At 34.5% G+C, this 14,065-nt stretch carries 10 protein-coding genes; 8 read left to right on the forward strand and 2 right to left on the reverse strand.

What is annotated here, in order from left to right; genetic code table 11:
• Positions 1 to 262 precede the first annotated feature (262 nt).
• Together LC418_RS10885 and LC418_RS10890 are read left to right on the forward strand one after the other, a co-directional pair.
• Positions 263 to 3,028 (forward strand): SusC/RagA family TonB-linked outer membrane protein, encoded by a 2,766-nt coding sequence (locus tag LC418_RS10885; RefSeq protein WP_223559133.1) that lies wholly within the window; start codon positions 263 to 265, stop codon positions 3,026 to 3,028.
• 21 nt (positions 3,029 to 3,049) lie between these two features.
• Positions 3,050 to 4,786 (forward strand): RagB/SusD family nutrient uptake outer membrane protein, encoded by a 1,737-nt coding sequence (locus LC418_RS10890; protein ID WP_223559134.1) that lies wholly within the window; start codon positions 3,050 to 3,052, stop codon positions 4,784 to 4,786.
• Positions 4,787 to 4,920: 134 nt separating this feature from the next.
• Here the strand turns inward: LC418_RS10890 and LC418_RS10895 are convergent, their stop codons facing one another.
• The gene (locus tag LC418_RS10895; protein WP_223559135.1) at positions 4,921 to 5,499 is read right to left on the reverse strand and encodes a peroxiredoxin family protein; all 579 of its coding nucleotides are present in this window, start codon (positions 5,497 to 5,499) and stop codon (positions 4,921 to 4,923) included.
• Between the two features lie 456 nt (positions 5,500 to 5,955).
• Between LC418_RS10895 and LC418_RS10900 the strand changes: the two genes are divergently transcribed.
• The 6 genes from LC418_RS10900 (at position 5,956) to LC418_RS10925 (ending at position 12,172) form a co-directional block, all read left to right on the forward strand.
• Positions 5,956 to 6,273: a hypothetical protein gene (locus tag LC418_RS10900; RefSeq protein ID WP_146897002.1), complete on the forward strand. Its 318-nt coding sequence runs from the start codon at positions 5,956 to 5,958 to the stop codon at positions 6,271 to 6,273.
• 726 nt (positions 6,274 to 6,999) lie between these two features.
• Positions 7,000 to 8,568, forward strand: a complete 1,569-nt coding sequence (locus tag LC418_RS10905) for a helix-turn-helix domain-containing protein (protein ID WP_223559137.1) — start codon at positions 7,000 to 7,002, stop codon at positions 8,566 to 8,568.
• A 216-nt stretch (positions 8,569 to 8,784) separates the two neighbouring features.
• Positions 8,785 to 9,837, forward strand: a complete 1,053-nt coding sequence (locus LC418_RS10910; protein WP_223559139.1) for a hypothetical protein — start codon at positions 8,785 to 8,787, stop codon at positions 9,835 to 9,837.
• A 478-nt stretch (positions 9,838 to 10,315) separates the two neighbouring features.
• Complete coding sequence (locus tag LC418_RS10915) at positions 10,316 to 11,338, forward strand: hypothetical protein (protein ID WP_223559141.1); 1,023 nt, start codon at positions 10,316 to 10,318, stop codon at positions 11,336 to 11,338.
• Between the two features lie 52 nt (positions 11,339 to 11,390).
• The gene (locus LC418_RS10920; protein ID WP_262901785.1) at positions 11,391 to 11,831 is read left to right on the forward strand and encodes a transposase; all 441 of its coding nucleotides are present in this window, start codon (positions 11,391 to 11,393) and stop codon (positions 11,829 to 11,831) included.
• Positions 11,832 to 11,842: 11 nt separating this feature from the next.
• Positions 11,843 to 12,172 (forward strand): helix-turn-helix domain-containing protein, encoded by a 330-nt coding sequence (locus tag LC418_RS10925; RefSeq protein ID WP_111954717.1) that lies wholly within the window; start codon positions 11,843 to 11,845, stop codon positions 12,170 to 12,172.
• Between the two features lie 395 nt (positions 12,173 to 12,567).
• On the opposite strand, the gene LC418_RS10930 is transcribed toward LC418_RS10925, so the two are convergent.
• Positions 12,568 to 13,383, reverse strand: a complete 816-nt coding sequence (locus LC418_RS10930) for a hypothetical protein (protein ID WP_223559143.1) — start codon at positions 13,381 to 13,383, stop codon at positions 12,568 to 12,570.
• Positions 13,384 to 14,065 lie beyond the last annotated feature (682 nt).

Below are 14,065 nucleotides of genomic sequence, written 5' to 3' on the forward strand. Positions count from 1 at the left end.
ATAATTTTATAAGTATGAAATAAGCTGCGAAATTAGATATAATATCATTTCAAAAATTTCAATAATAAACTATAAATCCAATGTTAACAGGGAAATAATTGAATTTAAGAACTTTAAAAAAGTTTGTTTACATAAAGTTTTCATAAATTTAATTTTTGACAAAAATATTTACGTTTTATTAATTTTAAAAACCGGTTACTTAATGTTAAATTAACAGTTTTCGGCATTTTATCGAGCTAATTTTGCACGAAAATAATAAGGAATGAAACGTATTTATCTCGTGCCGACAGTTTTGATGAGTTGTGTCAGCTTAACATTTGCACAAAAAAAAGAATCCGACACGCTCAAGGATGAGAACAAATTGACAGACATTGAAGAAGTGGTAATGATAGGATACGGGAGTCAAAAAAAATCTGATGTAACCGGAGCTGTAGGTTCTGTAAAAAGCGAAGATTTTAATAAAGGAATGGTTGCTAATGTTGGGCAATTGCTTCAGGGAAAAGTTGCCGGAGTAAATGTTGCGAATGTAAGTGGTGAACCGGGAGCTAACCAAAATATTATCATCAGAGGAGTCGGAAGTTTACGTTCCGGCACAACACCACTTTACGTTATCGATGGGTTTGTAATCGATAACAGCAACACCGGAACAGCTAACAACCCCATGAACTTTATTAATCCTGATGATATTGAATCATTGGATATTTTAAAAGATGCTTCTGCAGCTGCAATCTATGGGGCAAGAGGAGCCAATGGAGTGATTATCATCACGACTAAAAAAGGTAAAAAAGGTAGAACTCAGATGAGTCTTTCTTCCAATCTTACAATTTCCAATCTTGCGAACAAAATGAATGTTTTTGGAGCAGACGAATTCAGAAGGCAGGTAACTGCAGCCGGAGGAAAATTGGATGATATGGGAGGAAATACCGATTGGCAGGATGAGTTGACCAGGACAGCTGTTTCTAAAAATGTAAATTTTTCAGCAGCAGGAGCGACAGATACTTCAAATTATTATGCTGCTTTAGGATATGAAGATCAGGAAGGAATTCTTCACAACAGTAATCTAAAAAGATATTCCGGTCGTATCAATGCTTCACAAAAAGCGTTTAACGGAAGAGTAAGCATAAACTTCAATTTAAACGGAACAAGAACCGAAAATAACAGACCGAATTCAACAGATGTAGTTTCCAATATGCTTACATGGAATCCGACGTATCCTGCATATACCGATGGGGTACCAACTACTGTCTTTAATAATGGGGCTTTTAACCCATTAATTCGTCGCGAGATTTACAAGGATTTCACAACAAATAACAGAATTTTAGCCAACATTTCTCCTTCTGTGGAAATTATTAAAGGATTGACTTATAAGCTGAATTTAGGGGTTGATTATTCTACAGCGGAAAGAGTTATCCAGAATATTCCGCATGCTATTCCTCTGGAGATCGGAACTTTAAACCTAAGCAATTATTCAAATAACAATACTCTTTTAGAAAATACTTTAACGTATAAATTTAAAATCAACAGTCACGATTTTAATGTAATGGCAGGACATTCTTATCAAAAGTTAATGTTGACATCGAGAGGATGGTATTATCAGAACTTCCCAATCAACGGAATCGAGCCGCAATATCAGATTCCTGCTGCAGGGGCAACGAATCAAACAACGTCTGTTATTGCTAATAAAAATGAATTACAGTCCTGGTTTGGAAGGGTAAATTATGATTTTCAGGATAAATATCTTTTAACAGCAACTTTAAGAGCCGATGGATCTTCTAAGTTCGGAGCAAATAACAAATACGGAATATTTCCGTCAGTCGCTGCAGGATGGAACATCAGCAAAGAAAAATTTCTTTCGGATGTAGAGCAGATCAACAATCTGAAATTAAGAGCAAGCTGGGGTAAAACAGGAAATCAGGAAATCCCGGGTAAGGTAACAAAAAAAAGCTACCAAGCCGATGCTAGCGGAACTGCACAAGCCACTTATCCTCTAAATGACAGTGGAAATTATCCTATAGGAGTGTATTTGGTAAGAGCCGACAATCCGGATCTACAATGGGAAGTAACGACGCAAACCAATATTGGATTAGACTTTGGAATTTTAAATAATAGATTAACGGGTACTGTCGATTTCTTCAGAAAAATTTCTGATAACATTATTTCGGTAATAAATACTGTGGATCCTATAGAACCAGCTCCAACAATGTGGAAGAATATCCCGAATATGCAGATCAACAATACGGGTTGGGAAATTTCATTAAACTACAACAGCGATCCGAATAAAGCATTTACATATGGCATTGGAGGAAATGCTTCTTTTATTAAAAATGAAGTAAAAAATTCTCCATACAAAGTAATTTCCACAGGAGAGGCACAGGGACCGGGAACAACTAATGCTGTTATCAATGGATACATTAATAATGAACCAATCGGAACTTTCTACGTAAGAGAATTTCTAGGATTAAGCGAAAACGGCACCAATATCTTCAGAGATGTAAACGGAGATGGAATTATTACAGACAATGACAGAGTTGCTGCAGGAAGCGCTTTACCGGATTTTACTTATAATCTTTACCTGAAGGCAGCTTACAAAAACTTCGATTTAGGATTAAATTTCAACGGAGTTTCAGGCAATATGATTTATAACAATACTGCTTCTACGTTATTTTCGAGAGGAAGATTGGGATTATCTCACAACACAACAGATGCTGCAACACAATTTCCTAATGAAAGTGTAAACAATACCAATGTAATTTCAACAAGATACCTTGAAAAGGGAGACTTTTTCAGATTGAATAATGCCACTTTAGGTTACAATCTGAATCCGAAAATCCTTGGAATTGGTGAGCATATCAGAAACATCAGATTCTCAGTAACGGCTCAGAATTTATTCGTGATTACCAAATATTCAGGTTTCGATCCTGAAATCAATACCGGTTTATCTCAGGGCGGAATTCAGTCTTTCGGAATTGATTATGTTACTTATCCTAAAGCCAGAAGCTTTGTATTTGGTGTAAACGTAGCATTTTAATTAATATTTAAAAGAAAAAAAATGAAAAATAAATTTTTAACCTCTATTTTTAGTCTAAGTGTTTTGGCACTTGTAGGATGTACAGATCTTGAAGAATCGGTTATCGACGAATCACTTGATGCACAAACAACAACGCCTGTTGAATCTTTCATCGCTCCGGCTTACGGCCCGCTTCCAGATGCATTTACCCATACCAAAAATTATGGGCTTCAGCTGATCAGTTCAGACCAAGCCATTCTACCTCCAAGAGGAAGTGGGAACGACTGGTATGATGGCGGAAAATACATCGAACTTCATCAGCACACCACTACAACTACAAACGTTGTTGTACAGCAAACCTGGGATGCAATGAGATTAATGCTTTCAAGAACTGTAACAGCAATCGAAAAGCTACAACCCATTGCTGCAACAGATCCCAATGCAGCTAAAGCTGTTGCCGAAATGCGTGCTTTGAGAGCTTACTACAATATGTTGATACTTGATTATTGGGGAATTGCATTCAAAAAAGATAACACGGGGCAAAATTCTGAAGTTCTAAGAAGGCAGGAAGCTGTTTCTTATATTGAAAGTGAGTTTTTAGCTGTTGTAAATAGCCTAGACAACACGAAAGGTCCGGGAAGAGTTTCTCAAGCAGCAGTAAACGGATTTTTAGCACAGCTTTACCTTAATGCAGCGGTTTACAGAAACCCTTACGGAACTCCTTCTTTTGCAGCGGGAGATATGGATAAGGTAATTGAATATACTAACAAAGTTATCAATAGCGGGTTATTTAGTTTATCTGCGGAATATTTTGCCATATTTGACGACAATAACCATTCAAATAAAGAATTAATTTTTGCAATTGACCAGCGTCAGGACCTTAACACATCACACAACAGATTAGGTTATTGGTCTTTGTCAGGAAGTCAATATCCTTTGGCTGCATTTCCTAAAGCCAACGGAACAGATGGCCCAGCGATAACTTCTGATTTTTATAAGACATGGGTTCAGGCTTATGGAAGCACTGATCCGGCTCAGGCAGATGCCAGATTTTATAAAGAAAACTTTAGTGTTCCGGCAAATCTACAGGATTTGACTGGAGTGACTCCTGCAAATGATGGGAATCATTATTTCCTTGTGAATGGTGCTACTTATGAAATTAACAGAGGAATTCAGAGAGGAGTTCAGTGGGGGTTGCGAAATGCATCAAATGGACAGCCCTTCCAAACTCTGAACGGACAATATAAAATTTATCCTATCATAGAGCAGAGAAATGGATTTGTAAGCTACGTAAATCACACGCTGGATATCGATTTAGAAAATCCCAACAATAAAGATTACACCGATGGATATCGAGTTTCAAAATACCAGTTCAGCAGAACTTCAGATACAGGAAGAAACAGAGGAAATGCAGACATTGTCCTTTTACGCTTAGCGGACATTTATCTGATGAGAGCAGAAGCCCAGCTAAGAAAAGGAAATGCAGGAGCAGCTTTAGCGGATGTTAATCTCGTTAGAGCATCTAGAACAGCCAGACCTAACGTTACCCCTCCCGCACTGACAACAATGAATCTGGATCTTTTATACAGAGAAAGAGGTTTTGAGTTTTACTGGGAATATTCCAGAAGAACAGATATGATTCGTTTTGGTCATTATGAAGATACCTATACATCTAAAACAAATACTGATGTACGAAAAAGGCTTTTCCCGATTCCGCAATCGACAATTGACGGAGCATCAAGTGTTCCTGGATATCTGGTTCAGAACGAGGGATATTAATTTTACATTTTTTACTTTCAAAAAACTGTCAGCAGAATTTCTGCCGACAGTTTTGATTTTATGGTCTAATTTAATTATTTGAAAAGCAAATTTCCTACAATTGCAATCATATTATAACATAGGCAATATTTTAACTATTTTACAATAGCCCTTATACTGTCGAGCTTCTGTTCGATCATCATATTGTTGCCACCGCCACAAGAAGAGTGTATAACCTTTCCATTAGTACCAATAAGAACCTTTGCAGGACTACAAAATAGATTGTAATTTAATTTTTCTGATTTACTGTAAGATTTGGTATTGTCGATCTGCTCAAACAGAACTTGTGAATGACTTAGATAATCCTTTAGCTCTTTTTCATCTTCTATAAAACCTTCTACAATACCAATAAAATAAGCGTCATTTTTATACTTCGTATATAGAGTATTGAACTCTTCTGCCATATCATAAGACTCGCTCTTTTTTAAATAAGACTTGTCATATATGAAAACCACGAGATTTTTGTCTTTATAATTCTGTGAATTGAATACAGTACCATTAGTTGTTTTAGCTGAAAAATATCTGGGCCTTGCATTGAGTGAAAAATCAATCTGATTTTTTTGTAACTCTTTAGCTTCTTTCTCGAATTCCTTTAAAATTCTCTCTTTTTTTTGTTCTTTGCTTTCGCAAGATAATATAGATGATATTATAAATAGGGCTAAAATGTGTTTCATGATAGTTTTTTTTATGATCGATGAATGAGATTCTTAAATATACACTAATGTTTTTATGGAAGCAACTCAATCTCAATAACAGAGATCTTCCCATAATTTAAGAACAATACATTGCTATCAAATATTAAAGATGAGAATTTCTACAGATTTAACTTGCTCAGAATTGTCAAGCCGGACTCACTAATTTACATTGATTAGGGCCAAACATATACCATTAGTTTGATGCATTTTTCCAGTCAATCAGTGTTGTCATATTCCTGAATACGATCAGCCAAATGCTTTACACCGCCTGATTTTAAATATACCTTGCGGCGGTAAAAATAAAGGACAAGATATTCAATATCATTTGGACTTTATAACAGCTGTGTATTGAAAAATTACAGAGATATCATTACTCTCATTCAACAAATACTTTGATAAGAAAAAATTAAAAAAATGGAAGCTAAAATCTTTTTTATGCTATTATTCAGTAGCATAATATATACTGAAGCACAAGTAGGTATAAATACAAGCAGTCCAGACACCTCAGCAGCATTGGATATACAGGCAAAACCAGATAAACCGGCAGGATTTTTACCACCTCGGGTTAATCTTACTTCCCGTACTGACGCATTGACAATAACAAATCCGGCAACCGGACTTATCGTATATAATTCTAATCCTAACGCAGCGAATCTAAGGGAAGGAATATCATTAAATACAGGAACACCCGCTGCACCGCTTATCAACAGCGAAATTATAAAAAGAATGATCGATTTCACTTTTTTGAAATGATTATAATATCACAAAATGGATCCTGACCTGTTTTTTAATTAACCCTAGCCTTAAAAAAGGCAGACATTACTGAATTGTTCTACTCAATATCAATGAATGCTTTGCTTTATTTCTGTGATTTATGCGTCGTTTTTCTTGTCCACTATCCAAAAATACTTTTAGAACACATATCCCCATAGCCAGATCAGTTATGGGAATTATATGTTCTATTTGAGCAGCATCTTCTGGGAATTAGAATTCCGCTTTTATCTCATACACTGTCCAAGGTTACATTGGCTTATCTGTGTTGATTTCTATTTGAAAGAAAATCAAGTTAAGAAATAAATTTTCACAACTTAGTGACTATAATCATAGATTATATACCTCAATAGTGGCAAATTTTATCGTCTGGCTAAATATTTTGAAGGTTTCAGCAATATTCAATAATTGGGTCATAATAAATTTACCGTTTATAATCCTGCTTGGATCTATCAGTAATAATAGCTTTTATCATGATTCCAAAAATTATAATTTTGTGACGCGAAAATTATTGTTAATCTATATATTGAAATATGAATTTTATTCTTCATTTTTGAAATATAATTTAACCATATTCTTTAATCTTTATTTTTTTTAATATTTTAAAGTATGTCAACTAACTATTCTATGTCTTTGCTATTTTGGATAAAAAGAACTTTATAATTCACTTTTATATACTATCGGAATTCCTTAAAGAAAAAATAATCAATGAAAAAAAAATTAGTTCTTCTGTATCTTGTGGCGTGTGCGCTTGTTAATGCCCAGGATTTAGATGCATATAATAAATTATATAACAAAACCTATTTAGAAACCGCTTCCAAAGATTTCAAAAAAGCACTCTATATTGCTGATTCTTTATATAAGATTTCTGGAACACCGACCCTTCAGGCAAAAAGTTTAATGCTTTCTGCTAACCTTTGCAGAGATGCGAAAGATTTTAACAGAGCCTTATCGTATGCTGAAAAAGCTGAAACAATTATTGAGAATACGGATAATTTAAACTGGCAAGCACGGATTTCTCTTTTTTTAGCTGGCCAATATCGTGGTGTTGAACTCTACAGCCAGTCAAAAAAATACGCTCAAAAAACTCTCAAAACAGCTAAAATGATTAAGGATACGTTAATAGCACATAAAATCCAGGGATTAATTCTGCAGGAAATGGCCTATTACGAAATGGATCAAAAAAAATACAAGAAATCCAATCAGTATATTCAACAATCTCAGCTTCATTTCAATGTTATAAAAGAAAAAGATTTTTTTACTACTGATAACGAACAGATGCTTGGGTCTAATTATTACAATCTGAAAAATATTAATGCTTCTTTATATCATTATAAGAAGGCTCTAAACTTAGTTAAAGATTTTCCCGAAAATGAAACTACGAGCTATATTTACATTGGCCTTGCTAATGTATATTTAGAAAAAAAAAATCTGTCAAAAGCTAAACAATATCTGGATCTCGCCAAAAAAGTATCTGAAAAAACAGAAAACCTTGAACAAAAAAAAGAGATTTACACTACAGAGAAACAATATTATTTACAGACTGAAAATATTGAAAAACTAAAGGTTACAGACCAACGAAAAGACACGTTAGAGAAGAAAATAGAGTCAAAAACTCGTCAGTTTATCGATGAATCCTATACCAAACTTGACAAAAAAATAATAAAGACAGAGAAAAAAAGTATTCAGAAAAACTATCTTATATTCATTACCGGACTTCTGCTTATTCTTATCCTTACATTATATATAAGATCTAAAATACAACAAAGGAAAAATATTGAAAAATTTAAACAGATACTTCGAAAATCCAATATAAAAAACAGTACTGATAGTCTTATCGCCTCAGAAAAAATTGATATATCGGTTCATCAAGCAGGAAATAATGAGGCCGTTGTATTAATGAGTTCAGAAACAGAAGAAAAACTGCTTGCAAAATTGAATAAATTTGAAAAAACAAATCTCTTTAATAATAAAAATATTTCCCTTCCCTTTTTAGCAGGCCGTTTTGAAACCAATACCAAATATCTTTCTTATGTTATCAATACTCATAAAGAGAAAGACTTTAATAATTATATTAATGAGCTGAGGATTAATTACATTATTGAAAAACTCAAAAATGATCCTCAATACCGGAACTTTAAATTGGCCTCATTAGCAGATGAGGTGGGATTTTCTTCGCATAGCAAATTCAGCAAAATATTCAAGAAAGTGACTTCTTTATCTCCTTCGCTATTTATAAAATACCTGCAGGAAGAAACTCAAGAAAAAGAAGATTAAGTATTATTAATCAGAATTTTACTACACAAATATACCTTGTCTTTTTCCTGAAAAAAGCAAGGTATTTTCTTTTTCCCTAACAATTGACGGGATACTTTTGCCACACAATCAGGAAAAACAATCACTCTATTAATATCCTGGTTGAGATAAAAGCTATTGCATAAATTAAGTTGATCTCATTTCCCAAACATTTTTAATTAAATCCAGAGTAAAAAAATGAAAAAACTACTATTGCTTTTTTTAGTTCCTTACGGAATTTTTGCCCAGGTCGGCATCAATACATCAACTCCTTCTGCAACTTTTGAAGTTGCAGCAAAAGAAGCAACAGGAACAATAACAACAGTAGACGGAATGCTGATTCCGAGGATCAACAGGCAAAGAGCCCAGAGTATGACCGGCATCCCAACCTCAGCCCTTATTTATGTTAATGATATATCAACCGGAACACAAACCGGGAATGCCGTTAATATTGATAATACGGGCTTTTACTTTTTCAATGGAACAACTTGGACGAAACTCAATGCTAATATTTATAGTTCAGACGGAGCACTTACAGGAAACAGAACAGTGACACAAGCGGATCACACCCTGGCTTTTAACGGGACATCTACCAATGCCTTCTCTGTAAACGGCGCCACTTTCTCTGTGGATGCTGCCAATAACAGGGTAGGAATAGGAACCAGCACGCCAACGGCAAAAATGGAAATTGAATCTGGTGTAGACGGATCTTCAGGATTGAAATTTACCAATATGAACAATACAACTACACCTTCATCAAATACGTCACCACTGGGAATTGATGCTAATGGTAATGTTGTGGTACAGAGCTCCATAACCACCTCATTCAGGTCGTTTAATATTAATGCAACGACTCCCACAAGTTCTTCTGTGGCTATAGGATCTTTAGAATTTCGATATCCATCTACGACCTGTACAAATACGGATTCTTATATGCAGGTAAGAACAACAACAGGAACCAATAATACGGGGATTATCCACGGAATATCTCGAACTGCACAAAATGGTTCCGGATTTATTAACAGTGTTCCCTTAACCATAACTCCGGCATTTGCGAATATAGGAGCCGGAATACCAAGCAATCCTAATCCAGCTTTGATTCCTATCAATTGTACGCAGGATGGCCACGCAGAGTTTACATTCTTTTCTTATGTAGATAAAACCTTCTATAGAGTAAGTTTTCATATAGCAGATGGAGATGGACTTGGCTTTGGAGCACTAGGATATATTTTTGTAGAATTTCAAAGATAATATATTATTCTTATTAGGATTAACAACACAACAACTGATTATTGTTAGGCGTTAAGCAAGACATCAAAACAATAAGCTCATAAATTTTTGAAAATTCCTATCTATGAACTAACGGATTAACTTCTTTGATGATTCTGAAAGCACATATGATTTTTAACGATGCAGAACATCCCTCAATTTTATCTGCAGGTTACTCACATGGCCGAAGAACCGGCCATGTTTATGTTCTTGTTACTCATTAAAATTCATCTTAAATCATTTTCTCTTTTTTGTAGAAACAGCGCTTATGATAAATTTAAAAATGAATTACAAAGTATTGATATATTTACATTTATACCATTTTTATGTCTTGTCATTTTCCTGAAAACAATAAGATATTGTTTTTTCGATAATACACTATTCATCTACTTTTACATCGTTTTTAATAAGCATATCCAGGTCGTTATCAGATTCATACATCATATTTAAATTTTATAGAATGAAAAAAATCAATCTACTATTATGTTTCCTATGTACTCAATTGTTATTCTCCCAAATAGGGATCAACACAAGCAATTCAAAATCAACCTTCGATGTAACGGCAAAAACAACTGATGGCAGCAGACCGGAAGGACTTCTTGCACCAAGACTTGCTGGAGATCAGATCAAAGCCGGAGATGCACAATATACGATGGATCAAAAAGGGAACATCATCTATGCTACCTCGGCCGTAAGTATAGTATCACCAAAGACAATAAACATTACAGAAGAGGGATATTACTTTTTCGATGGAAATATTTGGCAAAAAATAAATCAGGACACCAACATTTACAAAAACAATGGAACACTTGAATCAAACAGAGTGGTAACGATGAGCGACAAAACTCTTTCTTTTACTTCTTCTGCCACTGCAGGAACCAGTCATTTTCAGGTAGACAATACTACTTTCAATATCGATGCCCTAAATAACAGAGTAGGATTGGGAACGACAGCTCCTGCTACAAGATTAGATATTGACAACGGAAGTACTCCGGGAGCAATAAAAATTGTAGATGGAACACAGGCTGAAGGTAAAGTTCTGGTTTCTGATGCGAGTGGTGTAGCCACTTGGCGTGACACTACGGGTTCTGCACTTGTTATTAACTCTACAACAGGTACCAGTGTAAATATCCCTGCGGCTATGACCTACCTTGGAGCAAACGCCGTTGTTACTACTCCAGGGTATTATATTGTTTCACCGCGTCTTATTACCGATAAAAGCCCAGCGGGTTGTGGAGCTTTTCTTGCCTATAATTTGAGCAAAAGCTCAACGGCAGCAGTAAATGTTGCATTTCCTGCGCAGGATATCCATGTACCTACCGGTTCTAGTAGTTATGACTTTATTTATACTTCGAATATCGCTTACCTGACAGCCGGAACATATTATATGCAAGTAAGAGGGTCTTCTTCTCCAGGCTGTACTACAAACACCTCAAGAGGTTCTTTTTCTCAGAATAGCTTTACATTGACATTACTTAAATAATATCTCAGCATAATTCTATCAATAAAAAATGATCCTTTAAAAAAAGAGTTCTATGTCAATCATTTATAAAAACATACACATCGGTAACCTTATTGAAAAAAGAGTATCGGAATGCAATATAAAAGTATCCCGCATATGCAATTTTTTTGATTGTATTGAGAAAGATATCGAAGAAATGTATAAACAAAAAGATATGAATACAGGTATTCTTCTAAAATGGAGCAAATTGCTGAAATATGATTTTTTCCGCATCTATACCCAACATCTGATGCTTTTTTCACCTCCTGTTTCACCTGATAAGGAAGAGCCGGACCGAAAATCTGAACTCCCTCAATTCCGCAAAAATATTTATACCAAAGTAATGATTGATTTTATTCTGGAACTTATCAGTACAGAACAAAAAACAATACGGCAGGTCATTGACGAATATAAAATCCCAAAAACTACCCTTTATAAATGGATCAGCAAATACAAAAAAATTGATAATACTTAAAATTATTTTTATTGGAAAAACAAGGTAACCCAGACTATATAAAAATATATACAGATCTTATTGAACTAAAATATCCTGAAAAGAAATGGAAATGCCAAACAATACTGTCAAAGGACAATCTTTCGCCATTGGATGTTATTAACCTTGAAAAAATTCTTTTTAAAAGTATAGAAAAAGAGTTTGATCATTTTAATCAGGCACACAGATCATACAATGAAAAAGTAATTCTGGAAATATTAGAGTATCAGGATAAAAACAGCCTCAACAACAGCCAGGTAGCCCGGCACTTTAAGCTCAGCAGGAATACTCTTACACGATGGAAGAGAATATATAAACTTTGATATTACAGGTGGTATGTCGTTGGATATGTAGAAAGTGTGAATAAATATGCAGAGTTCTGCTATCACAAGTAACTTGATTTTCTTTTTAAATAAAGTTAATATCCATATTGATTCAGAGAAAATACAAAAAGTTAGATAATCAGCCTTTGATCAAAAACCAAAGGTAGTATTGATTCAACAAAATTAACAGTCATAAGGCTTTATCTTATGCAACAACCAGCTTTTGTTTGAGATAACAGCTATAAACTACTCTCTATTGAGAATAAAAAAAATTTTAGATGCCACCAAGAATTACTTTGCTAAAAAAGCACCTGATAAGCAGGTGCGTTTTATCATATTGGTTTCACATCTGCCAATTATCGTAAAGACCGACTTTAAGAATGCTTTATGTGGTATTATCTTACTTTTTCAAGATTGAGAAGATACATTCCGTTTCCTGCACCTGGATTAAGTACCGGTGCCACCATTGTCAAAAAAATTCTATAATTCTCACCAGTACCTGTGCACACCTGATAGTTGATAAATTCGCCACCACTGGCGCCTCCCCTGTAGAATTGGGTATAAGATGTAGTTAAACTTACAATTTCAGTATCCCCCATGTTAATCCCGCTGGTAGCAACCTGAAATCCTGCTATACTTGAATTAGGAATTGATGCACCCGTATTACTTCTTAACAAAATACTTCCTTCACTTGCGTTACCATTGTGTCTCACACAGAGACTTCCAAGACAGGTTTCACTTGCCGCAGATCCAGCCGGTGTATTAGGAGTATAAGAATTTACTTGTACAACCGGGGCACCTGTACTGCCTTGTACCGCTACACATCCCCAATTGGGAGAAGCAGGGGTACCAATATTTGTCTGCAGACATTTGCTGGTAGTTGAATAGATCATTAATCCCGTTGCCGGTAAAGCGATAGCATCTCTTTGAGTATTAGTCATTCGTGGAGGAAGAAACCCCTTACTGGTTGTGTTAACCTCCACAGAGGAGGAGGAATCTGGAGCAATGGTACCCACACCTAGACTTCCTTCCGGAGTTATTATTACATCATTTACCTGCTGAATGGTAGTCGGAGTTCCTGTAGCAGGATTATCTTTTGCACCATCAACATGTAAAGGGCCTTGTGGGTTTGAGGTCAGAATACCGACCTGAGCTGTTACAAACAGATTGCCTGCAACCAGAAACATTAAAAGGAGAATGTTGTTTTTCATAATAACCTAAAAACTAATAATTATACTATTTATATGAAGTTGAATTTCTTATTTGCTGCGAAAACATCTGATTTCACTGTATTAAACATGATATTTTACTTATTTTCCTGATTAATACTATGAATATCTACTTGCGCTATAGATAGCATTCCTCTTAAAAAATCAGAATGAAATAAATTGTAATTTCATTTGAAAGATTTCCTACTAAAGATCACAAAAGTAGTTTTCATTATGTTATGCAGAAATATAACAAATGGTCATTTTCAGGAAAATGACCATTTGTTTTTTTGCTATAATAATATTGATTTGCAATAGATTGCACTTATAATTCTTCTGAATTAGTTCCGTAAATGGTTGGAAAGATCCTCGCAACAAAGAAGTAATTTCAAAATTCTGTTTTCAGGAATGTTTTGTCTTAGTCAATCATTAAATTTATCTTAAAGTAACTTTGTAAAAAGCTTTTGTTACAAAAGTTATTTTTTAATATAACACATTACAAAACAAATACTTATATATTTATTATATTTTAACTTATTCCCGAAAAAGACAAGATATTATCTTTTTACCAGCCCTATACTTTTCTACTTTTGTCCATATTTTATTTTATCTGCATACTCAGCAATTTTAAATAATCAACAAAACCGTTTTGTAATCATGCATTTTATTTACCCTTTTTTTATTT

Source organism: Chryseobacterium lathyri (genome assembly GCF_019970085.1).
Taxonomy (GTDB): Bacteria; Bacteroidota; Bacteroidia; order Flavobacteriales; family Weeksellaceae; genus Chryseobacterium; species Chryseobacterium lathyri.